The 25,108-nt window shown below is 71.4% G+C and carries 23 protein-coding genes and 3 pseudogenes; 20 read left to right on the top strand and 6 right to left on the bottom strand.

What is annotated here, in order from left to right; genetic code table 11:
• Positions 1 to 10: 10 nt before the first annotated feature.
• Both AC07BS_RS15145 and AC07BS_RS15140 read left to right on the top strand, forming a co-directional pair.
• Positions 11 to 568 (top strand): Tn3 family transposase, encoded by a 558-nt coding sequence (locus AC07BS_RS15145; RefSeq protein WP_478932463.1) that lies wholly within the window; start codon positions 11 to 13, stop codon positions 566 to 568.
• An 18-nt stretch (positions 569 to 586) separates the two neighbouring features.
• On the top strand, positions 587 to 1,138 hold the full coding sequence (locus tag AC07BS_RS15140) for a hypothetical protein (protein WP_478932461.1): 552 nt from the start codon (positions 587 to 589) through the stop codon (positions 1,136 to 1,138).
• 1,084 nt (positions 1,139 to 2,222) lie between these two features.
• Here the strand turns inward: AC07BS_RS15140 and AC07BS_RS15135 are convergent.
• Positions 2,223 to 2,672 (bottom strand): hypothetical protein, encoded by a 450-nt coding sequence (locus AC07BS_RS15135; RefSeq protein WP_478932459.1) that lies wholly within the window; start codon positions 2,670 to 2,672, stop codon positions 2,223 to 2,225.
• Positions 2,615 to 3,031 carry a competence protein CoiA family protein gene (locus AC07BS_RS15130; protein ID WP_478932457.1) on the bottom strand — a complete coding sequence of 139 codons (417 nt, stop codon included), beginning with the start codon at positions 3,029 to 3,031 and terminating at the stop codon, positions 2,615 to 2,617. Before AC07BS_RS15130 ends, AC07BS_RS15135 begins: the two co-directional genes overlap by 58 nt.
• Before the next feature lie 202 nt (positions 3,032 to 3,233).
• Between AC07BS_RS15130 and AC07BS_RS15125 the strand changes: the two are divergent.
• Positions 3,234 to 4,399, top strand: a pseudogene (locus AC07BS_RS15125) (IS30 family transposase).
• A gap of 546 nt (positions 4,400 to 4,945) precedes the next feature.
• Complete coding sequence (locus AC07BS_RS15120) at positions 4,946 to 6,055, top strand: alkene reductase (protein ID WP_478932456.1); 1,110 nt, start codon at positions 4,946 to 4,948, stop codon at positions 6,053 to 6,055.
• A gap of 907 nt (positions 6,056 to 6,962) precedes the next feature.
• Here AC07BS_RS15120 and AC07BS_RS15115 read toward each other — a convergent pair.
• Positions 6,963 to 7,217 carry a hypothetical protein gene (locus tag AC07BS_RS15115; protein WP_478932454.1) on the bottom strand — a complete coding sequence of 85 codons (255 nt, stop codon included), beginning with the start codon at positions 7,215 to 7,217 and terminating at the stop codon, positions 6,963 to 6,965.
• 44 nt (positions 7,218 to 7,261) lie between these two features.
• Positions 7,262 to 8,095: a hypothetical protein gene (locus AC07BS_RS15110; protein ID WP_478932452.1), complete on the bottom strand. Its 834-nt coding sequence runs from the start codon at positions 8,093 to 8,095 to the stop codon at positions 7,262 to 7,264.
• 253 nt (positions 8,096 to 8,348) lie between these two features.
• Here AC07BS_RS15110 and AC07BS_RS15105 point away from each other — a divergent pair.
• The 7 genes and pseudogenes from AC07BS_RS15105 to AC07BS_RS15075 all read left to right on the top strand — a co-directional run.
• A pseudogene (locus AC07BS_RS15105) lies at positions 8,349 to 9,341 on the top strand (asparagine synthetase B family protein); the annotation flags it as partial.
• A gap of 299 nt (positions 9,342 to 9,640) precedes the next feature.
• Complete coding sequence (locus AC07BS_RS15100; protein ID WP_478932450.1) at positions 9,641 to 9,982, top strand: asparagine synthase-related protein; 342 nt, start codon at positions 9,641 to 9,643, stop codon at positions 9,980 to 9,982.
• Positions 9,983 to 10,010: 28 nt separating this feature from the next.
• Positions 10,011 to 10,448 (top strand): NUDIX domain-containing protein, encoded by a 438-nt coding sequence (locus tag AC07BS_RS15095; RefSeq protein WP_478932448.1) that lies wholly within the window; start codon positions 10,011 to 10,013, stop codon positions 10,446 to 10,448.
• Between the two features lie 79 nt (positions 10,449 to 10,527).
• Positions 10,528 to 11,906 (top strand): annotated as a pseudogene (locus tag AC07BS_RS15090) (UDP-glucose dehydrogenase family protein).
• 137 nt (positions 11,907 to 12,043) lie between these two features.
• On the top strand, positions 12,044 to 12,619 hold the full coding sequence (locus AC07BS_RS15085) for an ATP-dependent Clp protease proteolytic subunit (RefSeq protein ID WP_478932447.1): 576 nt from the start codon (positions 12,044 to 12,046) through the stop codon (positions 12,617 to 12,619).
• A gap of 5 nt (positions 12,620 to 12,624) precedes the next feature.
• Positions 12,625 to 12,933, top strand: coding sequence for a hypothetical protein (locus AC07BS_RS15080; RefSeq protein WP_478932445.1), 309 nt, complete (start codon positions 12,625 to 12,627; stop codon positions 12,931 to 12,933).
• A gap of 498 nt (positions 12,934 to 13,431) precedes the next feature.
• A complete protein-coding gene (locus tag AC07BS_RS15075; RefSeq protein ID WP_478932443.1) occupies positions 13,432 to 13,920 on the top strand; it encodes a C40 family peptidase in 489 nt (162 codons plus the stop codon).
• A gap of 195 nt (positions 13,921 to 14,115) precedes the next feature.
• Here AC07BS_RS15075 and AC07BS_RS15070 read toward each other — a convergent pair whose 3' ends face one another.
• Positions 14,116 to 14,553, bottom strand: coding sequence for an ATP-binding protein (locus tag AC07BS_RS15070; protein ID WP_478639487.1), 438 nt, complete (start codon positions 14,551 to 14,553; stop codon positions 14,116 to 14,118).
• A 294-nt stretch (positions 14,554 to 14,847) separates the two neighbouring features.
• On the opposite strand from AC07BS_RS15070, the gene AC07BS_RS15065 reads away from it, so the two are divergent.
• On the top strand, positions 14,848 to 15,717 hold the full coding sequence (locus tag AC07BS_RS15065) for a helix-turn-helix domain-containing protein (RefSeq protein ID WP_478932440.1): 870 nt from the start codon (positions 14,848 to 14,850) through the stop codon (positions 15,715 to 15,717).
• Positions 15,718 to 15,726: 9 nt separating this feature from the next.
• Positions 15,727 to 16,026, top strand: a complete 300-nt coding sequence (locus AC07BS_RS15060) for a DUF397 domain-containing protein (protein ID WP_478639492.1) — start codon at positions 15,727 to 15,729, stop codon at positions 16,024 to 16,026.
• Between the two features lie 2 nt (positions 16,027 to 16,028).
• Here the strand turns inward: AC07BS_RS15060 and AC07BS_RS15055 are convergent, their stop codons facing one another.
• The gene (locus AC07BS_RS15055) at positions 16,029 to 17,180 is read right to left on the bottom strand and encodes an 8-amino-7-oxononanoate synthase (protein WP_478932438.1); all 1,152 of its coding nucleotides are present in this window, start codon (positions 17,178 to 17,180) and stop codon (positions 16,029 to 16,031) included.
• Positions 17,181 to 17,331: 151 nt separating this feature from the next.
• Here AC07BS_RS15055 and bioB point away from each other — a divergent pair, with 151 nt between their 5' ends.
• From bioB to AC07BS_RS15020, 7 genes are all read left to right on the top strand, one after another.
• Complete coding sequence (gene bioB, locus AC07BS_RS15050; RefSeq protein ID WP_478639494.1) at positions 17,332 to 18,564, top strand: biotin synthase BioB; 1,233 nt, start codon at positions 17,332 to 17,334, stop codon at positions 18,562 to 18,564.
• The gene (locus AC07BS_RS15045; protein WP_478932435.1) at positions 18,557 to 19,861 is read left to right on the top strand and encodes an adenosylmethionine--8-amino-7-oxononanoate transaminase; all 1,305 of its coding nucleotides are present in this window, start codon (positions 18,557 to 18,559) and stop codon (positions 19,859 to 19,861) included. Before bioB ends, AC07BS_RS15045 begins: the two co-directional genes overlap by 8 nt.
• A gap of 74 nt (positions 19,862 to 19,935) precedes the next feature.
• Complete coding sequence (gene bioD, locus AC07BS_RS15040; RefSeq protein WP_478932433.1) at positions 19,936 to 20,652, top strand: dethiobiotin synthase; 717 nt, start codon at positions 19,936 to 19,938, stop codon at positions 20,650 to 20,652.
• A 203-nt stretch (positions 20,653 to 20,855) separates the two neighbouring features.
• Positions 20,856 to 21,554, top strand: coding sequence for a class I SAM-dependent methyltransferase (locus tag AC07BS_RS15035; protein WP_478639500.1), 699 nt, complete (start codon positions 20,856 to 20,858; stop codon positions 21,552 to 21,554).
• A 65-nt stretch (positions 21,555 to 21,619) separates the two neighbouring features.
• Positions 21,620 to 22,510, top strand: coding sequence for an LLM class F420-dependent oxidoreductase (locus tag AC07BS_RS15030; RefSeq protein WP_478932431.1), 891 nt, complete (start codon positions 21,620 to 21,622; stop codon positions 22,508 to 22,510).
• 214 nt (positions 22,511 to 22,724) lie between these two features.
• Complete coding sequence (locus AC07BS_RS15025; protein WP_478932429.1) at positions 22,725 to 24,074, top strand: hemolysin family protein; 1,350 nt, start codon at positions 22,725 to 22,727, stop codon at positions 24,072 to 24,074.
• Entirely contained in the window at positions 24,071 to 25,108 is a 1,038-nt protein-coding gene (locus AC07BS_RS15020; RefSeq protein ID WP_478639505.1) for a hemolysin family protein, read from the top strand. The genes AC07BS_RS15025 and AC07BS_RS15020 overlap by 4 nt, the downstream gene beginning before the upstream one ends.

Genomic DNA, 25,108 nt, shown 5'->3' with positions numbered 1-25,108 from the left:
TCTGATGCGGGTGGCCGTTTCCGTCCGTGAGGGCGTCATCTCCTCGTCCACTTTGCTGAAGCGGCTGCGCTCCGGGTCGCACAAGAACGCCACGTACACCGCGTTCCGCGAGGTGGCCGGTGTGATCCGTACCGTGCAATTGCTCCGGTACCTGACGGACGCGCCGCTTCGCCGGTGGGTGACGGCGGCGACGAACAAGGTCGAGTCGTTCAACCGATTCTCCCAGTGGGTCGGCTTCGGCAACCGCGGCGTGATCGCCGACAACGACCCCGTCGAGCAGGAGAAGGCGATGAAGTTCAAGGCGCTGCTCACGAACGCCGTGATTTTCCACAACGCCCTGGACATCGCCGAGATCGTCCGCCAGCTCCTGGACGAGGGATGGGAGATCGACCCCGAGGACCTGGCCTACGTCTCGCCGTACCTGACCGAGCACATCAAGCGGTTCCGCGAGTACAGCACGCACGAACTCGGCATCGAGCCCGAGGCGTACGACCCGAAACTCGACGTCGACTTCACCCCGCTGCGCGAACCGGACCATACCGCCGTCGGCTTCGGTCAGGGCGCCTGAATGACGAAGGACTCCGCTATGTCCGGCGCCGCACGCACGGGCCGCCGCCTCTACTACGCCGAGCGGGACCACGTCGACGAAGGCGGCGTGGGCCACGAGGTCCTGCACCTGTACGCCGTCGGCCACACCACCACCGGCACACCGATGGATGAGTGGGACTGGCCCGAGGGGATCGCCCTGTGGCACCTGGTGTTCGACGAGCACGGCCGCGCCGTCGTCGACCCGGCCCCGTTCGATCAGCAGTGGACCGGCCCACCGTCCCCGGTGATCATGCTCGGGGAGGGGCAGCCCCCGCCGGTAGCCGGTGTGATGAGGCAGGGAGATCTCCACGTCGCATGTGAAAGCGGATGTGCAGCCCCGGGCGCTGAGTTCCGCAAGGCCCTCACCGAGTTCCGCGCGGAGCGCCACCGGCACCACGCCGCCCCTGCCCGGTTCAAAGAGGCGCAGGAGCGCAGGTGGCTGGGATCCTGGCCGAGATTGACCAGCTCGACGCCAGGATCGGAGACCTCCTCGCCGAGGACTTGCGCAGGAACCTTGGCGAGGACGCATAGAACCTGTCTTTCAACTTAAGGACGCATACCTACTGTCGCAATAGGCCAGATATGTCGAAAAGACTAAAGATCGGTAGGGATAGCCAGGAAAGCAGCGGTATGGACTCCCGGTTTCGGCGCCCGGCGGATCCGGGGGAGCATCAGGCCAGGATGTGACTTACTTCACGCGGCTGACGAGAAACCTCCTAGGTTTTTTTCTCCTCATACGGTCCGCAAGGGCAAGAGGAAGCAAAGGAGAGGGCTGTGCGGAAGATATACAAGAGGGTGGCAACTGTGACTGCGATAGTTGCTGCATCGGGTGCATTGACCGGCGTAGACTCAATGAATGCCTATGCGGCAGATTCCAATTGTACCGCGTCACTAATTCAGATCCAGCGGACTTTCGGGGACTACGACAATGCCGCCCATGGAGGCGGAAGGGACGGTTTCATCTCACGCAACGACCTGATTGCGGTTGCCAACGGACGTCCAGCAAACGGCACTCATCCGAGCCCTGCTTTACGGAATGCTGCGGCCTACTTGGTAAACCACCCAAATCGGCTCGATGAGCTCGACACTGCGGCGCAGGGTGGGAGGGCCGACGGCCGCATCTCGATGAACGACATCTCCGCCGCTATCACCGCTGCTGGCCGAAACCAGGGCACCTGCAGGTCGTAGGGCCGAGGGAGCCGCGGCAAGGAACCCGGGGCTCCCTTATACGCAATTCATGGTTCCCGGCTCATCTTCTGGCGAAGCAGCCTTGCCGCTGCTATTTCTTTGCCGCATGGAGGAGCGGGCAGGTCTGGTCCAAGCGTAAGGGTCTGTGATCACGCTGCCTGAGCTGTTTTTGTCGGCCGTGGTGTCGCTGCGGTCGGATAGGCGGCCTGACGGGTGAGGCGCCTGGTCATGAGCGTGATGGTGGCGAGGGTGAGCATCGCTTCGGAGTGTTCGGGCCGGGTTTCGTAGGGGTGGGGCCGGAATACGAGCGAAACGTGCCACGGCCTTGCTCCCGCGCTGGTAGAGGTCGGCGCTGGTCGCCTACGGAACTCGAACCCCACCGCGCCGCGCATCCGGTCGGCGCGGTCCTCGACCGCCTGGGCGACGACCGCTCCTGACCCGGACGATCAGCACAGGACGTGGCGCCCGTAGCACACCAGGGGCTCGGCGAGCCGGCGGTGGCAGACATCGCAGACCGGTTCCCCGTTCGCCGGCCGGGGAACTGGCCGTACGGGTGGCAGCGGGGTGGACACCCAGGGGCGCCTCGTCTGCCGGGGAGCGGCTTCGCGCCGCCAGCGCTGAGCCTGTTCGTGAGCACGCTGGGCCTGGTCGGCGGCCCGCCGTACGCGGGCTGCCTGTTCGGCCAGGCGCTCGGTCATCACGGGCGGGAACGTCACACCGTCGGCGTCCAGGCCCAGTTCGGCGAGGGGGAAACGGGTGTCCGGGCGCATGAACCACACGTCCCGCACACCTGCGGCGGCGTAGTCCCGGTGCCGGGCCTGCCACCGCTCGTCGGTGATCAGCTCGGGCTGGGCTTCCAGCGCCAGGCGGGCGCCGTCGTCGAGGACGACATGCACGTCCGCGCGCCGGTCGCGGTCCGGAGCCGCACCCAGGTGACGTTGGGCAGGACGGCGGCCCAGCGTGCGAGCCGGTGCTTGGCATTGACGTGCCAGACCGTCTCGCCGCTGCGCCCCCGCGGCGGTGCGGTGCCAGCCGGGTGCGCAAAGTGCGGCCGGACCAGGCCGCCGATCCGGCCGCGGGCCAGCAGCGGCACCTTGGTGCCCACGGACGCGTCGATGCCGTGCCAGCAGTAGAAGCACACCACCGTCTCCCGCCGCCCGTAGCCCAGCGCCCGCCACTGCTCCAGGGGCCGGTCACCGATGTGCACCTCACGCTGCGTCTCCAGGTCGAACCCCACTAGGAGCAGATCGCCCAAAACCGGGCAACTCCTCTCACTTCACCTGAATCGTGTGCGCAGAGCATCGCAACAGGCACTGACAGTGGCCTCCCCGCAGGCCGCACAAAGGAACCGGATTCGAGCTGACATCCGAAGGGGGTTCCAGCCTGTCTGCAAACGATGGCACCCTCAAGTGAACAACGCACCACTCACGGATGATCATGTGATCGTGGAGGCACAGGTGCGTGACTACGGGTTTCGCCAGCTCAGCAGGACGAGATTTGGAGACGCTGGCGCGAAGGGCAGTCGTTCAGCTTGATCGGGCGGGCGCTCGGGGCGCCGATGCATCACGTCCGCCAGTTCCTGTACCAGAGCGGCGGCGTCCGCCTCACCCCGCAGCAGCGAGCAGCGCGGCACCTGACCAGCGGCGAGCGCGAAGAGATATCCCGTGGCATCGCCGCTGGAGAGTCCGCCCGGCAGTTGGCCAGGCGGCTGGGCAGGTCGCCTTCGACCGTCTCCCGCGAGATCGCCCGCAACGGCGGTCGGGACCGCTACCGTGCCGCGTCTGCCGATGCGGTCGCCTACGCGCGTGGGCGCCGGCCCAAGCAGGCCAAGCTCGCCCAACGGCCCACTCTGCGCGCGCTGGTGGAGGCCAAGCTGGCTCTGTGCTGGTCTCCCGAGCAGATCGCAGGATGGCTGCGACGCCAGTTCCCCGGTGACGCCTCCATGCAGATCTCACATGAAGCGATCTACCTCTCGCTCTATGACCCGCGCCGACGGCAGGCGATCGACCGCAGCCTCACCCAGCGGCTGCGGTCAGCCAGGCCCATGCGCCGCCCGAAGATCGCCCGCCGCCCCACTGGGCGAGGCATCATCCGCGGAATGGTGTCCATCACTGCCCGCCCCGCCGAAGTCGAGGACCGCTAGGTCCCGGGTCATTGGGAGGGCGACCTCGTGATGGGCACCCGGCCCTCGGCGGTCGCCACGCTCGTCGAGCGCACCAGCCGCTATACGGCCATCGTTGCGCTGCCGGACGGCATCAAGGCCGAACAGGTCACTCCGCACCTCACCAGGAGCCTCCTCGGTATCCCGCCTCAACTGCGGCGGACGCTCACCTGGGACCGGGGCCGGGAGATGGCTGAGCACCAGGCCATCACGGCCGAGACCGGGATGCCGGTCTACCTCTGCAAGCCGCGAAGCCCATGGCAGCGCGGGACCAACGAGAACACCAACCGGCTGCTTCGGCAGTGCCTCCCCAAGGGCGCGGACCTCCGCACCTTCAGCCAGGCCGACCTGGAAGCCATCGCCCACGAGCTCAACCATCGTCCGCGCAAGGCCCATGGCCACCGCACTCCGGCAGAGGTCTACGCTGACCTCCTGAACAGCGGTGATGCGCTGACCGCTTGAGCTCGCCATCGTCACTGGCGGATGACCTGATAGCGACCACTCGTAGATGTCCTTGCAGGGCTTCAACGGAGTCGGTACCGCATCGGTCATCTCGGTCCTGTCGAAGTCGCCGGTGTTGTTGAGCGCGTCCAACGGCCTGAGCATCACAGAGAGCTACTTTGCCCCTGGGGGCAGAGCTGGGAGTCCGTCTCGTACTGATCATCGAAGGCAGCGCCGGCCTCGGCTTCGTTCGCTGTCACGTCGGCTTCCACCAGGGCGTAGCCGACGCAGATGGGACGGTCACGCCGCATGGTCATGGCCAGCCCAACGAGCACCGCCACTCCAGGTTCGCAGCCCGAAGACCTTCAGGGCTTCAAGATCATCCCGTGGCCCATTTTGGGCCTATCTCGGTGATCCCCCATGAAGGCGAGGAAGAAAACGCTGCGGTCGGACGCGCTGTCATCGGATATCGCCAGAACTCCCGGGCCGACTGGTCGTGGAGCGGGCCGGTTGTCAGGGTTGGCGACTGCCGCACCGGCTCTGCCACCCGTAAAGGAACCGCACCTCATGACCACCGCCTTCGCCCCCATCGCCCTGGGCTCGCTGACGCTGCCCAACCGCATCGCCATGGCGCCACTGACCCGCCGCCGCGCCTACGGCGAGGGGCTGTCCGCCACGGCGCTGATGACCGAGTACTACGTGCAGCGCAGCACGGCGGGCCTGATCATCGCCGAGGCGCTCCAGCCCAGCCGCGTGGGCCAGGGATACACCGACACCCCCGGCCTGCACGACGAGCGGCAGGTGAGGTCCTGGCGCCCGGTCACCGACGCGGTACACGCGGCGGGCGGCCGGATCTACGCCCAGCTGATGCACGCCGGGCGCAACAGCCACCCCGAACTGCTCGGCGACGGGCTGCACCCCGTCGCCCCCTCCCCCGTGGCGGCCGAGGGGATGGTGCGCATCAGCGGCGCCGAGCCCGCCGTCCGCAAGCCCTACCCCGCACCGCACGAACTGAGCATCACGGAGGTGCGGGAGACGATCGAAGACTTCGCGCAGGCCGCGCACAACGCCATCCGGGCCGGCTTCGACGGGGTGGAACTGCACGGCGCCTATGGCTACTTGATCCAGCAGTTCCTCTCCGACAACGCCAACCACCGCACCGACCGCTACGGCGGCTCCATCGCGGGCCGTATCCGCTTCGTGCTGGAGCTGGTGGACGCCGTGGCCGCCCGGATCGGTCCGCGACGCCTGGCCCTGCGGATCTCACCCGGCTGCCCCGCCTTCGGCCTCACCGAGACCGACGTCGATGACCTGTACCCGGCCCTGGTGTCCGAGCTGCGGGGTGACCTGGCCTACCTCCACATCTTCGAGTTCCCCGGTCACCGGGCGCTCACCAGGCGCCTGCGCGCCGCCTGGCCGTCGGTCTTCATGCTCAACCCGCACGAGACCCCCGAATCCTGGCCCGCTGGGCCGGGCGACCTGCACCTGATCGAAGACGGCCTGGCCGACATCCTGGCCTTCGGCACCCTGTACATCTCCAACCCCGACCTGGTGCGACGGCTCCGCACCGGCGGCGCCGTCGCCCCGGCCGACCAGGCGACCTTCTACCGCGGCGACCACCGCGGCTACACGGACTATCCGGCACTGACCGAAGCCGGTGTGCACGCGACGCCCTGACGGTCGGGTCAGACCGGGAGCGAGCGCATCGAGCGCGGCGCACTCCAGCGCCGCCTGCTGCTCACGCTGTTCGCCCTGGGCACGAACATGGGCATCCGAGCGATCGTGGCGACCGGCGAGCCCGGCGGGCGTGAGGCCGCGTTGCGCAACTGGGATGCACCCGGATCCGGGTCCGTGCCGTCGGTGCGGACACGAGAGCCACCTCAACACCGATGGTCCGTGTCGGCTGTGTCTACAGGCCATCCGGACCTTCGATCCCGAGTGGATCGCCGATCCTGTCGGCGGACGGTAGAGGCCCGGACGTCCCCGTCCCGCGTGATGACCTACTACTTCAACCGGTGGGGTCGTCGCCGACCATGCTCAAGTGCTTAGCGTTAATGGCTGTACCGATGTTCCCTAACCCTGGAGAGGCCCGCGAGTTCACGGAAACTGAAGGACTTTCCGTGGGAACCCGAGGGCGGACGGTCGTGTTCTCGTGGGTTCGTGCCCCGGGTTCAGGCGAACACACGGGGTGGGTGCCGAGCGGGCCCACCCCTGGGTGCCTTCCCTGAAAACGGTGCTGACACCGTAGGAGTCATGAGAGCAGAAGGAACGACACCGGAACCGGAAACCTCTGTGCAGAGTGGGCTCACATCTCTCGGGGAGGTGACGTGTCGTTATCAGGCGTGGACTGGTCAGCAGACGTCATTGAAGTGGCTGTTCAGCGGCCTGGTGCAGCAGGGCGCGTGCGGAGTTCGCGTAGCGCATCGCAGTCTTCTCGTCGAGGCCGAACACCTCGGCGAGGTGGAGCGGGTCGGGCCTGCGGGAAACCTCCTCGCCGCACCTCAATCACCGAGGTCTTACGATCTCAGCGCTGATCGTCCACCGGCGAGGCGAGGCAGCAGGCTGCTGGCACAGTGCTGTCGTGCTAGGCGGCGATCCCGAGGTCTTTGCGGGTGCGGTGGATGAACTCCCGGACAGCCGGCTCGCGCCGCCAGGGGGCGAGGGCGGCGTTGAACTCGCGGACGTAGTCCAGAGCGCGGGTCGACTTCACGCGGGCGAGGATGTCGACGGAGCGGTTGCCCAGCTCCAGGCCGTGGTCGAGGTCGCGGGCCTGGAGGTGGGCGGTTCCGACGATGGCGAGCCGCATGCCGACGGATCGGGTGAAGACTCCGGGCTGCATGGCGGCTGCCTGCTGGTTCCAGGCCAGGGCGGCCAGGGGATTCTTCAGGTCGCGGAAGACCTCGGCAGCGTCGGCGGACAGTCGCGCGTGGTGATAGAAGTCGATCCAGCCCGGCTCGTCGCCGCTGTCCTCGCGGGTTCGATCGAGGAGGCTTTCGGAGGCAGCCAGGGCCCGGGAGGCGGCCCGCTCGTCTCCGGTCCGCGTGTGAGCGCGGGCCTCGATGAGCTTGGTGAAGGCCAGCACCCGGGGCACCGCGTCGTGCTTGGCGCGTCTTCGAAGGCACCCTGAGCCATGTCGATGGCTTCCTCGGCGAAGCCCCGCATGAGGGCCTGCATGGCCATGGTCGTCAGGACGTAGCAGCCGAGCTGGACGTCCCCGCCGGCGCGGGCGAGGCGGAGGGCCTGGATGAAGTGCCTTTGGGCGACCTCGTGCTGCCCGACGTCGAAGGCCGTCCAGCCGGCGAGGCGGGAGAGCTCGGAGGTGACGGAGAACAGCTCGCGGCCGACCCCGTCGGAGAACGAGCCCTGCAACAGCGGAACGGCCTGTTGTTCCAAGCAGGTGGTGACGGAGTTCGCCCGCCAGTTCCCGCCCCCGTATTTGGAGTTCCAGCGACGAGCCTCATCGGCAGCGTCCCGCAGTTCGTCCAGGTCCAGGCGCCCGACCTGCGTCCCGCCCCGGTGATGGGCGGTGTCGTCGGCGGGGGTGACGAGCCAGCGGGTGACGGGGGTGGTGAACGCGGAGAGCGCGAAGCTCGATCCGGTCAGGAAGTCGCGGCGGTTCACACTGCTCCAGAACGAAGTGGCGACGCGGACGGCATCAACGGGTTCCCTGGGGAAATCCAACCCCAGATCCGCATCCGGTGTCTCGGCCTCGCCCATCCCGATCTCCGCTAACGAGACTGGGCGGCCGAGCCGTTCACCGACGGCCTGGGCCAGCATTCGGGGGACGGCCACTTCGGGGTCATGCCCCGGCGGCACCAGTTCGCGATGGAAGTATGCGAGTAGTCGGTCTCTATCCCGGCGGCCTGGGCGAGCTGGTTAATGCGGTGGGCGAGGGCTTTGTGACTCGCGCCGCTGGCTTCGATGAGCCGGGCCAGGTCCGCGTTGGGCGGACGGGCGGGCGGTGTTGGCCATGAACACCCTGCTGATCGTCGATCCGGCAGCCCAGCCCGGCCCCTACCTGGACGCCGCCAGTGGGCTGCTGCTGGCCTTCAACGGCGAGATCTACAACTTCCTGCAGCAGGCCGCCGCCTGGGGCATCCCGCTCGCCCCTCACGAGACGGACGCCCACCTGGTTCTGCGGGCCTGGTCCAAGCTCGGGGCTGCCTGTCTGGACGGGCTGGACGGCATGTTCGCGCTCGCCCTCTACGACCCGCACGCCGGGGTGGCCGGACGGCTGTTCCTGGCCCGCGACCGGCTCGGGGAGAAGCCGCTCTACTGGCGGCTCGACGGCCGCCGGCTCGCGTTCGCCTCCGAGGTCACCACCCTGACCGGCTACGGCCAGGCCCCGCTCGTCGTCCGCCCCGAGATGCTGGCCATCGAAACACCCGTCGGCGTCGAGACCCCGTTCCAGGGCGTCCAGCTGCTGGCCCCGGCGAGCCTGCTGTCCTTCGACCTCGCCTCCGGATCGCTGGAGCACACCACGTGGTGGCGTCTGGAGGACCGCGAGCCCTGGGAGACCGACTACGAGCCGGCCTTGGCCCGCTTCTCCGTCGTCCTGGCCGAGCAGGTCCCGCTGCGAGCCCCCTCGGGCGACTTCGCGCTGCTGCTGTCGGGCGGCCTGGACTCCTCGGTCCTGGCCTATCTGATGCGGCCGCCGGTCTGCGTCACCGTCCGCTACCGGGGCCAGGACCGCCTGGATGAGTCCCGGATCGCCGCCGCCATCGCCCGGGACATCGGCGCCGAGCTGGTGGTGGTCGAGCCGGACACGGCCGACTTCACCACCGTCCTGCCGCACATGAGCAACGCGCTGGACTACCCGATGGGCAACGCGGCCGTCTTCTCCGAATACATGGCCTACCGGGCCGTCGCCGACCGGGGCATCAAGGTCGTCGTCGGCGGGCTCGGGCCGGACGAGTTCCTGATGGGCTACGTCCGCCATGCCCTGGTCCTCTTCGGCCCCGACGCCGTCCTGGACGCTGGCCTGGAGGCATACCGGCCGCTCGCGGGCAAACTCCTGCACACCGCCGGGGAGCCCCTGGACCCGGCGGAGGCCGCCGCCCGGCTGATCCTTCGCGGCCCCGATCCTGATGGCCGGGTCCGCGAGCTGGTGGCCGACGCGTTCACCCGGTCGGGCGGCGATGCGGCCCGCGCGCTGACGCTCGCCGAGCTGGCGACGGCCTGGCGGCCGCTGGTGATGACCAGCGACAAGCTCGCCTCGCCTTCGCCCTGGAGCGACGCTCGCCGTTCCTCGCCCGCGACCTCGTGGAACTGTCCTACCGGCTCCCGGCCAAGCACAAGATCACCGCCCCGGCGGCTGGCAAGCGCATCCTGCGGGACGCCGCAAAGGCCCTGGGCCTGCCGCGCGAGGTCTGGGCCAGCCGGGACAAGCTCGGCTTCGCTTCCCCGGTCCCCGCCTGGCTGACCGGCCCGCTCGCCCAGTGGGCCGACGCCCAGATCCGCACCGCCCTCGACGACGCCCCCGCGACGCTGCGGCCGCTGCTGAAACGCGGCCTGGAAGCCGGCGGACAGTTCGACCGCTCCCGCATGCAGGCCTTGATGGCAGCTGCCTGGTTTTCGGATCAGACGGTGAAGGCTGCCGCATGACGGTCTCTCACGTCACTACGGTGTCGGGATGCACTCCGACACCACCACCGCCAAGGGCCCGTCCACCGCCCGCGGGGCCGTCGCGATCATCACCAACCGCAGGGGCGAAGTGCTGATGCACCTGCGCGACGACCTCCCCGCCATCGCCTGGCCCGCTCATTGGAGCCTTCTCGGCGGGGGCAGCGACCCCGGCGAGAGTCAGGCCGAGGCGATCGTCCGCGAACTCGACGAAGAAGCCGGCCTCACCGTCAACGGCCTGACCGAGCTGTTCGAGGTCCGTGACGAGGACGGCTCCGGCCAGCTCATCACCTTCTTCGCCGCCACCTGGGACGGCGATGAGAAGACCCTCCCCCTGGCCGAGGGCGTCAAGCTCCAGTTCTTCGCCCCCGAACACCTCCAGATCCTCACGATCCCGCCGTTCATCCGGGACGGGATCACCCGCTATCTGGCCGCCCGGCCCGCCTGACACCCCGCCCTTCCGGACAGGAGCAACGGGGGGTGGGGCCGGGCGGCCCCACCCCCTCCCTTTCGGAAGGACGAGCCCCGTGAAGCTCACCGTCATCGGCTGCGGCTACCTCGGCGCCACCCACGCCGCCTGCATGGCCGAACTTGGCCACGAAGTCCTCGGCATGGACACCGACCGCGACAAGATCCTCGCCCTCGGCGCGGGGAAGGCCCCCTTCTTCGAACGCGGCCTGGACGACCTCCTGGCCAAGCACACCGCCACCGGACGCCTGAAGTTCACCGCCTCCTACGCCGAGGCCGCCTCCTTCGCTGATCTGCACTTCCTCGGCGTCGGCACCCCTCAGCGGACCGGGGACAACGCCTACGACCTCAGCGACCTCTTCGCCTCCGTCCGCCGCCTCGCCCCCCACATCCACCGCCCCGCCGTCGTGGTCGGCAAGTCCACCGTCCCGGTCGGCACCGCCCCGCGCGTCGCCGGCATCCTCCGCGACAAGGCCCCGGCGGGCGAGCAGGCCGAGGTCGCCTGGAACCCGGAGTTCCTGCGCGAGTCCTTCGCCGTCGAGGACACCCTCCACCCTGACCGGCTCGTCCTCGGCTTCGCCGGTGAGGACACCCATGCCGAGTCGGTGCTGCGGCAGTGCTTCGGCAAGATCATCGAGGCCGGGACGCCGACGATCACCACCAGCCTGGCTACCGCCGAGCTGGTCAAGGGCTCGGCGAACGCCTTCCTCGCCACGAAGGCCTCCTTCATCAACGCCATCGCCGAGGTCTGCGAAGCAGCCGGCGCCGACGTCCACCAGCTCGCCGAAGCCCTCGGCCACGATGCCCGCATCGGCCCGCGCGGCCTGCGTCCCGGGCTCGGCTTCGGCGGCGGCTGCCTGCCCAAGGACCTCCGCGGCTTCATGGCCCGCGCCGACGAGCTCGGTGCCGACCAGGCCCTCGGCTTCCTCCGCGAAGTCGACGCGATCAACAACCGCCGCCGCGAGCGCATGGTCGACCTCGCCCGCGAACAGCTCGGCGGCACCGTCAAGGGCAAGCGCGTCGCCGTCTGGGGCGCGGCCTTCAAGCCCGACACCGACGACATCCGCGACTCACCCGCCCTCGCCGTCGCCGCCAAGCTGCACCGGCTCGGCGCCGAGGTCACCGTCTATGACCCCAAGGCCCTCGACAACGCCCGCAAGGCCACCCCGAGCTCGACTACGCGAACAACGCCTTCGACGCCGCAGAACGCGCCGACCTTCTGCTGCACCTGACCGAATGGCCCGAGTTCACCGGCATCAGCCCCGAACGACTCGCGACCCGCGTCGCTCAGGCCAAGGTCATCGACGGACGCGGCACCCTGGACCCCGCACGCTGGCGCGGAGCCGGATGGGTCCACCGGGCGCTCGGCCGTAGTCGCGACAAGCGCGCGGACCGGGGTAGCCATGGACGCCCCCGTCGAACGGTGACAGCAATGTGAGATGCGAGCCCCAAAGAGGAGCAAAAAAGCCCCTCTGACCTGGGCATTTGACTTGATCACCAGAATCGGGCCCTATTCTATCGGGACGTACGTACTGTACGTTCTGTACAGAACACGGCCGACGAGAGGCGCACGTCATGGAACATTCCGATCCGTATACGACCCTCCTGGCCGGGCGGGTGATCATCCTCGGGACACCGCTCGACGACGCGGCGGCCGAGGCGCTGGTCGCCCAACTGGTGCTCCTGGAGCACGAGGCGCCCGACCGGGACATCGCCCTGTACCTCAACTCACCGGGCGGTTCCTTCTCCGCCCTGTGCGCCGTCCACGACACGATGCGCCATCTGGCCTGCGACATCGAGACGGTCTGCCTCGGGCGCGCGTCCGGCGCCGCGGCCGTGCTGCTGGCCGCCGGCGCGCCGGGCAAGCGGGCCGTGCTGCCGCACGCCCGGGTGACGATCCGCCGGCCCGCCCTGAGCGCACCGGTGCACGGCCGGCGCGACGACCTGGTCCGCGAGGCCGGGGAAATGCTGCGGGTGAGCGGGGTGATGACCGGGATGCTCGCGCGGTGCACGGGGAACGACGAGGAGCGCGTACGGCGCGACACCGAGCGGGAGATGATCCTCGACGCCCCGGAGGCGGTCGCCTACGGGCTGGCCGACCGGGTCGTCACCGCACGCCGGACGCCGGCCGCGCCGGCCGGGGCGAGGTGAGCGGGATGTGGCCGCCGCCCCTTCCCCCGCTGCCCGCCCTGACCCGTGCCGAGGGCGAGCTGGTGGACCGTTATCTGGAAGTACTGGATCTCCTCGGACGGATCAACCCGGCTCGCACGCACGACACGTACAGCGCGCTACGAGCCGCGCAGACGCTCGCGATCGCGGCCGCGGGGCTGCGCGACGCGCTCACGGCCATGCACGAACGCGGCGAACGCGAGGTGTATACGAGCACGCTGGCACGGGCGATGCGGGTCCTGGACGGCGAACGGCGGGCGAGCCGGGTGATGTTGCCACCCGCGGCGGCGAACTGAGGAGCGGAAACATTCTTCCCCCGATCTCCTTCAGACGTCGGATGGGATCGTAGACGGCTCGCGGCGATCACCTCGGGCGGTCCGCTCATTGCGCGCCGGGGGAGATCGCTTCACCGCAGGTGGCGGACTCACCAGGCGAAGGCCGTGACCGTCGAACCGCCCCGCGTCCACCCGAATTGCCCAGAGGTGACGAGGCTCACATAACGCCGGTTCCTCTCGGCCGGGCCGTCGTCGCTGCGCCAAGATCCTCCCCGACGACAGCCCCCGCCACCACGGCGGGGCGGTCCGGGCGGACGCCGAACCCTGCCGCCGCCCGGGGCCGACGGGTCGACACGAATGCACCGGCAGGGATGGAGGACCCAGGCACGGCGGGACGACCGGCACCGGCGACACGGCCGGTCGGCCCTTGGGGTGAAGCCGCGTTGAGCGGCCGGGCATTCTTCGCCTGCCCGAACCCGACAGGTCATCCTTCACAGGCGGCTGACGAAGGGTTTGGCAATGGGCGCTCACAAACGTCCCTCACCGCTCTCCAAGGCCGGGACCGTACCTCTGACCGTGAAATCCGCCCTCACCCTGGCGGCCGTCGGTGCCACTGTGCTGGCACCCGGCGCCGCGACCGACGCGCACGCGGCGACGCTCTCCACCAACGCCCTGCGGATCGCGGCCTCCAAGGCCGGCTCCCCCTACCAGTGGGGGGCGACGGGTCCGTACCGCTTCGACTGCTCGGGGCTGACCCAGTACTCCTTCAAGCAGGTGGGCAAACGCCTGCCGCGCACCGCGCAGGACCAGTACAACCACACCCGGCAGATCCCCGGCGTCTCCCGCCGGAGCGGGGACCTGGTGTTCTTCCACGGCCGGGGCGGCGTCTACCACGTGGGCATCTACGCCGGGAACAACCAGATCTGGCACGCCCCGAAGACCGGCTCGGTCGTCCGCCTCGAAAGGATCTGGAGCCGCAGCGTCTCCTACGGACGCGTCAACGGCTGACCGCGCGCGGTCCCGCCGTCACGCGACATCGCCGTAACGCCCCGCGCGACCCTTTCCATGGCAGCTGACCCTGCTGCCTTCCGGTGCCCCAAACCGGCACCCGCGCCACCTGTGAACCCACCGGTTCCCGTGCGCGCGCTCCACGAGAGCGCCGGGCCGGGCGGACACCTCCGCCCGGCCCCTTCGCGACGCCGGTCAGCGGTCGTCCGGCGGTCGCGCCGTCAACGGCAGGCGGATCCACACCGTCTTGCCGCCCTCCGCGGTCGGGGTCACACAGACCCTGCCGCCGCGTTCCGCGGTCAGGCCGCGGATGATCACCAGGCCCCGCCCGTTGTCCTGCTGGACGGCGGCCGGCAGCCGCCGGGGGTGGCACGGGTGGCTGTCCGTGACCCCGATCCGCAGCTGCTCCTCCCGGTCCAGCCGCAGGTCCACCGTGAAGGTGGGCGACTGGCCGCGGGTGTGCTGCACGGCGTTGGTGGCCAGTTCGGAGACGATCAGCCGGACGGTGTCGGTGTCCTCCGCGTCGCCGGGCAGACCCCAGGCGGACAGGACGTCCGTGACGTAGCGGCGCGCGGTGGAGACCGAGGCCGGGGCGCTCGGCAGGGTGACGGTTGCTTCCTGGTGGTCCGCCATGGCGCTGTCCCTTTCCCACCGGGACCGGACTCCGACGCGATGCGCGGCAGTGCGGTGGAAGTCGGGAGCGGCACCCGGCGGCTCTGTCGGGCCAGCGTGCCACTGATAAGGGTGGTCATGGGCGCGATCCACCGGATTGTGGATATATCTGTCGCTCGAAGCGGTGAACCGTTCTCCGAGCGACCGGACGGGGACCCCGGGGTGGTCTATTGACTCTGACGTCGACGGTGAACACGTCGACTCCGAACATGTGCGATTCAGCGGCTGGATCCCAGCGGCGGGGAGGGAGAGCTGATGCGGAACGGACCCGCGGTGCGCCGCCGAAAACTCGGCGCGGAACTGCGGCGCCAGCGCGAACTGACCGGAATGACAAGCCGGGAGGCCGCCTGCGCGGTGGGCTGGCACCAATCGAAGGTGAGCAGGATCGAGACGGGCAGCAGTGGCGTGAAACCCGCCGACGTGACCCGGCTGCTCGACGTCTACCGGGTCTCCGACCCCGAGTTGCGGGCATTGCTGGGGGCGTTGTGCGGGGCCGGGTCGAAGGGGTCGGAGGGATCGCGGCGCGGCTGGTGGTACGCCTACCGCGATCTGCTGCCGGCGGCGTACCTCGACTTCATCAGCCTGGAGTCGGAGGCCTCCCGCTCCCGGACGCTGGAAACCACGGTGGTGCCCGGTCTGCTGCAGACGCCGGCGTACGCCCGCGCCGTGACCCGCGCCGCGCTGTGCGACCCGCCGGAGGAGCTGGTCGACGAGCTCGTACGGGTGCGCATGGCCCGGCAGTCGGTGCTGACCCGCGACCGCCCGCTGGAGCTCTGCGCGGTGCTCGACGAGGCGGTGCTGCGGCACGAGGTCGGCGGGCGCGACGTGATGACGGAGCAGCTGCGGCACCTGCTGGACCGGGGGTGCTCGCCGCATGTGCGGCTGCACGTGCTGCCGTTCACCCGGGGCAACCACATCGGCATCACGGGCCCTTTCGTCATTTTCTCGTTCCCGCGCATCGCCGATCTGGACGTGGTTGTTCTCGACCATTTGACGAGTAGCCTCTACCTGGAGCAGAAAGAGGACCTCCTGGCCTACGGCTCGGCATTCACCACGCTGCGTGCGCACGCCCTCTCGCACGAGAAATCGTTGGAATTCATCGCCGGGATCAGCGACGGCGCGTAAGGAGGCAACATGTCTGCAATGCCTCGGTACGTTCCCTCTCGATCGGCTCACCGCACGGCCCGGTGCCGCCACCGCGCACCCCATCGCGCGGGATGGCGCCGGAGCAGCTACAGCACGGGGATGAACAACTGCGTCGAAGCGACCGTGCTGCCGCCCGGGCTGCTCGCCGTGCGCGACTCCAAGCGCACCCCGGGCCCTGTGCTGCTCTTCTCCCCGGGCTCCTGGTCCGCTTTCACCACCGACCTGTGCCACGCGCCGTGCGGCTCGGCCCGCCGGAGGGCCGCCCGGGCCGGCCGCGGGTGGTGGTGAGCTCAGGCGGCCGGCGCGGTCCGTACGATCACGTCGGCCGCCCGGGCCACCTGCGCGTCCGTGAGGTCCGCGCGCGCGGTCAGCCGCAGCCGGGAGACGCCGTCGGGCACGGACGGCGGCCGGAAGCAGCCGACCGCGAGCCCGGCCGTACGGCAGTCGGCCGCCCACCGCACCGCGGCCTCCGGGGAGGGGGCCCGCACCGAGACCACCGCCGCGTCGGGGCGCACCGCCACCAGGCCGGCCGCGGTGACCCGGCGGTGGAGCTCGCCGGCCACGGCCCGGACCCCGGCCGCCCGTTCCGGCTCGCGCCGCAGCACCTCCAGGGCCGCCAGGGCGCCGGCGGCGGCCGCGGGGGCCAGGCCGGTGTCGAAGATGAAGCTGCGTGCCGTGCTCACCAGATGTTCGATCACCCGGGCCGGCCCGAGCACCGCGCCGCCCTGGCTGCCGAGCGACTTGGAGAGGGTGACCGTGGCGACGACGCCGGGGTCGCCGGCCAGCCCGGCCGCGTACGGGGCCCCCCGGCCGCCGTCCCCGAGGACGCCCAGCCCGTGGGCGTCGTCCACCAGCAGCGCCGCGCCGCCCGCCCGGCACACCTCGGCGAGCGCGCGCAGCGGGGCGGCGTCGCCGTCCACGGAGAAGACGGAGTCGGTCACGGCCAGCGCCCGGCCCTCGTGGGCGGCCAGCGCCTTGGCGACGGCCTCGGGGTCGGCGTGCGGGACGATCGTCCGCTCGGCGCGCGCCAGCCGGCAGCCGTCGATGAGCGAGGCGTGGTTGGCCTCGTCGCAGACCAGCAGCGTGTCGTCGCCGGCGGGGCCCGACAGCGCGGTGACCGCCGCGAGGTTGGCGGTGTAGCCGGAGGAGAAGACGAGCGCCGCCTCGAAACCGCAGAAGGCGGCGAGCTCCCGCTCCAGCCGGGCGTGGAGCTCGGTGCTTCCGGTGACGAGGCGGGAGCCGGTGGCACCGGCGCCCCAGCGGTGGGCGGCGGCGGCCGCGGCGGCGGTGACCTCGGGGTGGCGGGTCAGCCCCAGGTAGTCGTTTCCGGCCAGGTCCACCAGGGCGCTGTCGGCCGGCCGGGGGCGCAGGGTGCGCACCAGTCCGGCGGCGTGGAGCCGTTCGCGCTGTGCTTCGATCCAGTCGAACGGATCCTTGGGCATGGGCCGTCCCCCGAAGTGGTTCTGTTGGGTTTGCATAAAACCTAGCCGTCCGCGCGCCCGGTCAGGGTGTGGCAATACACACACCTGATTCGACGGCTGTTGTGCGATCTCTCCTTGGCCGACGAGGGTGCCGTAGGCAAGGATCGGCGCCATGGACCTGCTGAACACGCTGGTGGACAAGGGGTTGCGGCGCGAGCTGCCGACCCGTGAAGAGGCTCTCGCCGTTCTGGCGACCTCCGACGACGAGCTGCTCGACGTGGTCGCCGCGGCGGGCAAGGTACGCCGCAAGTGGTTCGGGCGACGAGTGAAGCTCAACTATCTGGTCAACCTGAAGTCCGGGCTCTGCCCGGAGGACTGCTCGTACTGCTCGCAGCGGCTGGGCTCCAAGGCGGAGATCCTCAAGTACACCTGGCTGAAGCCGGAGGATGCCTCGAAGGCGGCCGCTGCGGGCGTCGCCGGTGGCGCGAAGCGGGTGTGCCTGGTGGCCAGCGGCCGCGGTCCGACCGACCGGGACGTCGACCGGGTCTCGAAGACCATCGAGACGATCAAGGAGCAGAACGAGGGCATCGAGGTGTGCGCCTGCCTCGGCCTGCTCTCCGACGGCCAGGCGGAGCGGCTGCGCGAGGCCGGTGCCGACGCGTACAACCACAACCTGAACACCTCCGAGGCCACCTACGGGGACATCACCACCACCCACACCTACGCCGACCGCGTCGAGACGGTGCGGCAGGCCCACGAGGCGGGCATGTCGGCCTGCTCGGGCCTGATCGCGGGCATGGGCGAGGCCGACGCCGACCTGGTGGACGTGGTCTTCTCGCTGCGTGAGCTGGACCCCGACTCGGTGCCGGTCAACTTCCTCATCCCCTTCGAGGGCACGCCGCTGGCCAAGGAGTGGAACCTCTCCCCCCAGCGCTGCCTGCGCATCCTGGCCATGGTCCGCTTCGTCTGCCCGGACGTGGAGGTCCGGCTGGCGGGCGGCCGCGAGGTGCACCTGCGCACGCTCCAGCCGCTGGCGCTGGAGATCGCCAACTCGATCTTCCTGGGCGACTACCTCACGAGTGAGGGCCAGGAGGGCAAGGCCGACCTGGCGATGATCGCGGACGCGGGCTTCGAGGTGGAGGGCGCGGGCACCACGACCCTGCCCGAGCACCGCGCCGACGCCCTCGCGGCGGCCGGCTGCGGCTCGCACGAGGCGAGCGGCTGCGGCTCGCACGAGGCCGCCGGCTGCGGCGGGCACGCCGGTGGCGGCTGCGGTCCGTGCGGTGGCGGCGCGGCGGAGGAGCCGGTGGCGGCCGCCGCCCCGGCCGGGACCGGCGACGCCCGTACCGACCTGGTGGCCGTGCGCCGCCGCGGCGCGGGAACGGACCTGCCGCCCAATGCCTGAGCCGATGGATCCCGGCCGGCTGATCGCGCTCGACCGGCAGCACGTGTGGCACCCGTACGGCCCGATGCCGGGCCGGCAGGATCCGCTGGTGGTCGAGTCGGCCGCCGGGGTCCGGCTGCGGCTGGCCGAACCGGCCCACGGCGCCCACGAGCTGGTGGACGGCATGGCGTCCTGGTGGTCGGCCGTCCACGGCTACAACCACCCGGTCCTCAACGAGGCCGCGCGGGCGCAGCTGGAGCGCATGAGCCATGTGATGTTCGGCGGGCTCACCCACGAGCCCGCCGTACGGCTGGCCGCCCGGCTGGTGGAGATCACCCCCGAGGGGCTCGAGCACGTCTTCCTCGCCGACTCCGGCTCGGTGTCGGTCGAGGTGGCCGTGAAGATGTGCCTCCAGTACTGGCGCTCGGTCGGGCGGCCGGCGAAGCGGCGGCTGATGACCTGGCGCGGCGGCTACCACGGCGACACCTGGCAGCCCATGTCGGTGTGCGACCCGGACGGCGGGATGCACCACCTGTGGTCGGGCGCCCTGCAGCCGCAGGTCTTCGCCGACGTCCCGCCGCACGCCCGGGAGACGGACGCCGTGCCGGCGTACTCGGCGCACCTGCGCGAGACGATCGCGCGCCACGCCGACGAGCTGGCCGCGGTGATCGTGGAGCCGGTGGTGCAGGGCGCGGGCGGCATGCGCTTCCACGACCCCGCGTACCTGCGGGTGCTGCGGGAGGCGTGCGACGAGCACGACGTGCTGCTGGTCCTCGATGAGATCGCCACCGGCTTCGGCCGGACCGGCCGGCTCTTCGCGGCGGAGCACGCGGGGATCACCCCTGATGTGATGTGCCTGGGCAAGGCGCTGACCGGCGGCTATCTGACCCTGGCGGCGACCCTGTGCACCCCGCGGGTGGCGGACGGCATCAGCTCGGGCGAGGTGCCGGTGCTCGCGCACGGCCCGACGTTCATGGGCAACCCACTGGCCTGCGCCGTCGCGGGCGCCTCCATCGACCTCCTGCTGTCGGGCGACTGGCAGGGCGACGTGAAGCGGATCGAGGCGGGACTGCGGGACGGCCTGGCCGGCGCGGCCGCGCTGCCGGGCGTCCGGGACGTCCGGGTGCTCGGTGCCATCGGCGTGGTCCAGCTCGACCACGAGGCGGACATGGCGGCGGCGACCCGGGCGGCGGTGCGCGAGGGCGTGTGGCTGCGCCCGTTCCGCGATCTGATCTACACGATGCCGCCCTACGTCACCGAGGACGCGGACGTGGAGCGGATCTGCGCGGCGGTGCGCGCGGTGGCCCGCGAGGCCTGACGCGACGACCGGGACGACCGGAACGACCGGAACCAACAGGGAACGACGGAAGAGAAAAAGGGGTGCGTGGGCGCATGTCGGTGCTGGTGGTCACGGGAACGGGCACGGAGGTCGGCAAGACCGTGGTGACGGCGGCCGTCGCCGCCGCGGCGCTGGCCGCGGGCCGCACGGTCGCCGTGCTCAAGCCGACGCAGACCGGGGTGGCCGCGGACGAGCCGGGCGACGTCGCGGAGGTGCGGCGGCTGGCCGGCCCGGTGACCGGCGCCGAACTCGCCCGCTTCCCGGAGCCGCTGGCCCCGGACACCGCGGCCCGCCGTGCCGGGCTGGCGCCCGTGGGGCCGGCCGCGATCGAGCGGGCGGCGCGCGAACTGGCCGCCTCCCACGACCTGGTGCTCGTCGAGGGCGCCGGCGGGCTGCTGGTGCGGCTGGACGACACGGGTGCCACGCTCGCGGACGCGGCCGGACTGCTCGACGCGCCCGTCCTGGTCGTGGCGCAGGCCGGGCTGGGCACCCTCAACACCACGGCGCTGACCGGCGAGGCGCTCCGCGCCCGCGGTCTGACCTGCGCCGGCGTGGTCATCGGCAGCTGGCCGGCGGACCCCGGTCTGGCGATGCGCTGCAACGTCACCGATCTGCCGGAGGTGGCGGGCGCCCCCCTGCTGGGCGCGGTGCCCGAGGGCGCGGCCGCGCTGCCCCCGGCCGACTTCCGTGCCGTGGCGGCGGACTGGCTGGCGCCGGCGCTGGACGGCACCTGGGACGCGGCCCGCTTCACGGCGCGGCACCGGCCCTGAGGCCGCCGAGGTCCTGAGGCCGCCGAGGTCCTGAGACCGCCGAGGCCCTGAGACCGCCGAGGCCCTGAGACCGCCGAGGCCCTGGGGCGCGGGCGCCCGCCGGGGTCCTGAGGCACTCCTGGGGCGTGACCGGGCGCGGAGTCCGGTTCGAGCGGGGCGGGGAGGGGAAAAATCCCCTCGCCGTCCCCGTGGAAGGGGTGCTCATGCCGCGCAGCACCGGAACGCCGCACGACGCCGTGCACCATCCGCTGTTCGCCCGGTTCTACGCCCGGGTGAGCCCGGTCGTCGACGCGCGGGCGGGGGTGGCCGCGTACCGCCGGGAGCTGCTGGCCGGGCTGTCCGGGCGGGTGATCGAGATCGGTGCGGGCAACGGCCTGAACTTCGCCCACTATCCGGGCACCGTCTCCGAGGTGGTGGCGATCGAGCCCGAGCGGCTGCTGCGCCGGCTGGCGGTGGACGCCGCCGTCCGGTCCGGGGTGCCGGTGGACGTGGTGCCGGGCGCCGCGGAGGCGCTGCCGGTGAAGAGCGAGGCGTTCGACGCGGCGGTGCTGTCCCTGACGCTGTGTTCGGTGCGTGACGTGCGGCGGTCGCTGGCGGAGCTGCGCCGGGTGCTCAAGCCGGGCGGCGAGCTGCGCTTCCTGGAGCATGGGCGGGCCGAGCGGCCGGCGGTGGCCCTGGCACAGCGGGTGCTGGACCGCACGGTCTGGCCGCTGCTGTTCGGGGGGTGCCACACGGCCCGGGATCCGCTGGGGGCGATCGCGGCGGCCGGGTTCGAGCTCGGGGCGTACCGGCGGCTCCGGTCGGGGGCGATCGGTTCCGCGCTGCCCGTCACCCCGTGCGTGCTGGGCGTGGCGGTACGGCCCCCCGCGCCGGTGGACGGCCGGACGGACGGCCGGTCGTAGCGGAAGACAAACGGAGAGAGCCTCCGGTACGTTGATGACCGTCATCGACGCACCTGGGGGTACTCATGTCACGACCGTTCCGTTTCGCCGTCAACATGCTCAGCCCCGGCACGGGCGCCGAGTGGCGCGCCAAGTGCCGGGCCGCGGAGGAGCTGGGCTACGACGTCGTCCTGGTCCCCGACCACCTGGGGATGCCCGCGCCCTTCCCGTCGCTGGTGGCGGCCGCCGAGGTGACCGAGCGGCCCCGGGTCGGCACCTTCGTCCTCAACGCGGGCTTCTGGAACCCGTCCCTGCTGGCCCGCGAGGTGGCGTCCACCGACCAGCTCACCGGCGGCCGGCTGGAGCTGGGGCTCGGCACGGGCTATGTGAAGGCCGAGCACGACAGCGCGGGCCTGCCGTTCGGCTCGCCGCGCGAGCGGGTCGACCACCTGGAGCGCACCGTCACCGAGCTCGGGCGGCTGCTGGACGATCCCGGGCACGTCCCGGCCGCGGCCCAGGCGCCCCGGCCGCCGCTGCTGCTGGGCGGGAACGGCGACCGGATGCTCCGGCTGGCCGCCCGGCACGCCGACATCGCGGCGTTCACCGGCGCGACCGCCGACGCCGAGGGCACCCTGCGCCTCATCGCCCCCGCCGCCCTGGAGGAGCGCGTGGCCAGATACAAGGCGTTCGCGGCCGGCCGCGAGACCCCGGCCGAGCTCAACTACCTGGTCCAGGCCGTGGCGGTCGGCGGCGACCCGCGGGCGAAGGCCCGCGAGCTGCTCGCCCTCATGAAGGGCCACACCGAGGACTTCACGGTGGACGAGCTGCTGGAGCACCCCGCCCTGCTGGCCGGTTCGGTGACGGAGATCGCCGACCGGGTCCGGGCCCACCGCGAGCGCTACGGTTTCACCTACTTCACGGTCCTGGAGCCCCACATGGAGGCGTTCGCCCCGGTGATGGCGGAGCTCAGGCACTGACCCACGGCACTCGCTTTGCCCGTCCTTTACCATTGGTGGTCACCGTCGCGTCATGATGATGGTGACCACCGGTTTTTCCCCTCCGGCCGCGATCCGGCCGGAATCCGATCGAAAGGTGTGAGCGTCCGCCCATGGGCGAGCCCCCCAGTAGTCCCGGGAGTCGACGTCGCGCGACCCCTCCGCCCCTGCACGACCATGGGACGGAGGTGAACCGATGACCGAAGTGCTCCTCCTGGTGCTCGCCCTGCTGCTGACGCTGGCCTGCGCGGTCTTCGTCGCGGCGGAGTTCTCGCTCACCACCGTCGAGCGCGCCGAGCTGGAGCGGGCCGCCGAGCGCGGCGACCGCCGCGCGGAGACCGCCCTGAAGGCCGTGCGCGGCCTGACCTTCCAGCTCTCCGGCGCCCAGCTCGGCATCACGGTCACCGGCCTGATCATCGGCATGATCTCCAAGCCGTCCATCGCCGCCCTGCTCACCGGCCCCGTCGAGGCGCTGGGCCTGCCCGCCTCCGTGGCCTCCCAGGCCGCCCTGGTGCTGGGCACCGTGCTCTCCACGGTGGTGCTGATGGTGGTCGGCGAGCTGGTGCCGAAGAACTGGGCGATCTCCCGGCCGCTGCCCGTGGCCCGTACGGTCGCCGGGCCGCAGCGCGCCTTCAGCGCCGCCTTCCGCCCGCTCATCCGGCACCTCAACAACACCGCCAACCACGTCGTACGGCGCATGGGCCTGGAGCCCTCCGAGGAGCTGGCCACCGCCCGCGGCCCGCAGGAGCTCATCGCCCTCGCCCGCCACTCCGCCAAGGAGGGCGCGCTGGAGAAGGACACCGCCGAGCTCTTCGTCCGCACCCTCAACCTCGCCGACCTGACCACGGAGAACGTGATGACCCCCCGGGTCCAGGTCATCGCGCTGGACGCGCGCGCCACCGCCGAGGACGTCGCCAACGCCACCCTGGCCACCGGCCTGTCCCGCTTCCCCGTCTACCGGGAGACCCTGGACACCGTCATCGGCACCGCCCACATCAAGGACGTCCTCGCCGTCCCCGCCGACGAGCGCCCGCACCGGCCGGTCACCTCCCTGGTGCGCGAGCCGCTGCTGGTGCCGGAGTCGCTGACCGTGGACCGGCTGCTGGACCGGCTCTCCGGCCGGCGCAGCATGGCCGTCGTCATCGACGAGTACGGCGGCACCGCCGGCGTCGTCACCCTGGAGGACATCATCGAGGAGGTCGTCGGCGAGGTCCGCGACGAGCACGACCCGCACGAGCTGCCCGACCTGGCCCCGGCCGGCGAGACGCCCGAGGGCCGCAAGCTCTACGACGCCGACGGCGCGGCCCGTACCGACCAGCTGGAGCACATCGGGCTGCGGGCCCCCGAGGGTCCGTACGAGACCCTGGCCGGTCTGGTCGCCACCGAGCTCGGCCGCATCCCGGTCCGGGGCGACACGGTGGAGGCCGGCGGCTGGCTCATCGAGGTCACCGACGCCTCGGGGCGCCGGGCGGCCCGGGTCCGCCTGACCGCTCCCCCGCCCGGCGCGGACACGCCCGGCGACCGCCGCGGGGAGACGGACCGATGACCCTGCTCCAGCTCCTCATCGGCCTGGCGACGCTGGTCGCCAACGCCTTCTTCGTCGGCGCCGAGTTCGCCATGATCTCCGTGCGCCGCGGTCAGATCGAGCCCCGCGCCGAGCGCGGCGACCGGCGCGCCCGCAGCGTGCTGTGGGGCCTGCGGCACATCTCCGCCCTGATGGCGGCGGCCCAGCTGGGCATCACGCTGTGCACCCTGGTGCTCGGCGTCGTCGCCGAACCGGCCATCGCCCATCTCGCGGAGCCGGTCTTCCACGCGGTCGGACTGCCGGAGGGGATGATCCACCCGGTGTCGTTCGTCATCGCGCTGGCGGTGGCCACCTATCTCCACATGCTGTTCGGCGAGATGGTGCCGAAGAACATCGCGCTCGCCGAGCCGGTGCGCACCGCCCTGCTGCTCGGCCCGCCGCTGGTGACGCTGGCGCGCGCCCTGCGCCCCTTCGTCTTCGCCATCAACCGGCTGGCCAACGGCCTCCTGAAGCTGCTGCGGGTCGAGCCCAAGGACGAGGTCGCGGCCGTCTTCTCGGACGACCAGCTGGCCCGGATGGTCGCCGACGCCAGCGAGGCCGGGCTGCTGGACCAGCGGGCCACCGCCCGCCTGCGCGACGCCCTGGAGCTGGGCAAGCGCTCGGTGGAGGACGTGGTGCTGCCGCTGGAGAAGGTGGTCTGCGCCCGCTTCGGGGTCACCCCCGAGGAGCTGGAACGGCTCTCCGCGCTGTCCGGCTACTCCCGCTTCCCCGTCGTCGACGACTCCGGCCGCATCCTGGGCTATCTCCACGTCAAGGACGCGCTGGACACCCGGCCGCGCGACCTGCCCTTCCCGCTGCGCCGGATGCGCCCGATCGCCCGGGTCCGCGCCGCCACCCCGCTGGACGACGTGATCACGGCGATGAGCGCCACCGGCGCGCACCTCGCCGCGGTCATCGGCGAGGAGAACCGGCTCGCCGGCCTGGTGACGCTGGAGGACGTCCTGCGCCAGCTGGTCGGGACCGGCCGGGAGCCGGGGGCGACGGCCGGGCGATAG

Source organism: Streptomyces sp. NPDC044063 (assembly GCF_056434285.1).
This window is presented reverse-complemented; position numbering and strand designations above follow the sequence as displayed.

What these genes read in the sequence shown, in the direction of transcription:
- AC07BS_RS15025 (WP_478932429.1), top strand. Translation starts at nt 22,725, where the DNA reads ATGACCGAAGTGCTCCTCCTGGTGCTCGCCCTGCTGCTGACGCTGGCC.
- AC07BS_RS15140 (WP_478932461.1), top strand. Translation starts at nt 587, where the DNA reads ATGTCCGGCGCCGCACGCACGGGCCGCCGCCTCTACTACGCCGAGCGG.
- AC07BS_RS15075 (WP_478932443.1), top strand. Translation starts at nt 13,432, where the DNA reads ATGGGCGCTCACAAACGTCCCTCACCGCTCTCCAAGGCCGGGACCGTA.
- AC07BS_RS15020 (WP_478639505.1), top strand. Translation starts at nt 24,071, where the DNA reads ATGACCCTGCTCCAGCTCCTCATCGGCCTGGCGACGCTGGTCGCCAAC.
- AC07BS_RS15030 (WP_478932431.1), top strand. Translation starts at nt 21,620, where the DNA reads ATGTCACGACCGTTCCGTTTCGCCGTCAACATGCTCAGCCCCGGCACG.
- AC07BS_RS15035 (WP_478639500.1), top strand. Translation starts at nt 20,856, where the DNA reads ATGCCGCGCAGCACCGGAACGCCGCACGACGCCGTGCACCATCCGCTG.
- AC07BS_RS15080 (WP_478932445.1), top strand. Translation starts at nt 12,625, where the DNA reads ATGTGGCCGCCGCCCCTTCCCCCGCTGCCCGCCCTGACCCGTGCCGAG.
- AC07BS_RS15110 (WP_478932452.1), bottom strand. Translation starts at nt 8,095, where the DNA reads ATGGGCGAGGCCGAGACACCGGATGCGGATCTGGGGTTGGATTTCCCC.
- AC07BS_RS15115 (WP_478932454.1), bottom strand. Translation starts at nt 7,217, where the DNA reads ATGCAGCCCGGAGTCTTCACCCGATCCGTCGGCATGCGGCTCGCCATC.
- AC07BS_RS15120 (WP_478932456.1), top strand. Translation starts at nt 4,946, where the DNA reads ATGACCACCGCCTTCGCCCCCATCGCCCTGGGCTCGCTGACGCTGCCC.
- AC07BS_RS15045 (WP_478932435.1), top strand. Translation starts at nt 18,557, where the DNA reads ATGCCTGAGCCGATGGATCCCGGCCGGCTGATCGCGCTCGACCGGCAG.
- AC07BS_RS15065 (WP_478932440.1), top strand. Translation starts at nt 14,848, where the DNA reads ATGCGGAACGGACCCGCGGTGCGCCGCCGAAAACTCGGCGCGGAACTG.
- bioB (WP_478639494.1), top strand. Translation starts at nt 17,332, where the DNA reads ATGGACCTGCTGAACACGCTGGTGGACAAGGGGTTGCGGCGCGAGCTG.
- AC07BS_RS15085 (WP_478932447.1), top strand. Translation starts at nt 12,044, where the DNA reads ATGGAACATTCCGATCCGTATACGACCCTCCTGGCCGGGCGGGTGATC.
- AC07BS_RS15095 (WP_478932448.1), top strand. Translation starts at nt 10,011, where the DNA reads ATGCACTCCGACACCACCACCGCCAAGGGCCCGTCCACCGCCCGCGGG.
- AC07BS_RS15070 (WP_478639487.1), bottom strand. Translation starts at nt 14,553, where the DNA reads ATGGCGGACCACCAGGAAGCAACCGTCACCCTGCCGAGCGCCCCGGCC.
- bioD (WP_478932433.1), top strand. Translation starts at nt 19,936, where the DNA reads ATGTCGGTGCTGGTGGTCACGGGAACGGGCACGGAGGTCGGCAAGACC.
- AC07BS_RS15055 (WP_478932438.1), bottom strand. Translation starts at nt 17,180, where the DNA reads ATGCCCAAGGATCCGTTCGACTGGATCGAAGCACAGCGCGAACGGCTC.
- AC07BS_RS15060 (WP_478639492.1), top strand. Translation starts at nt 15,727, where the DNA reads ATGTCTGCAATGCCTCGGTACGTTCCCTCTCGATCGGCTCACCGCACG.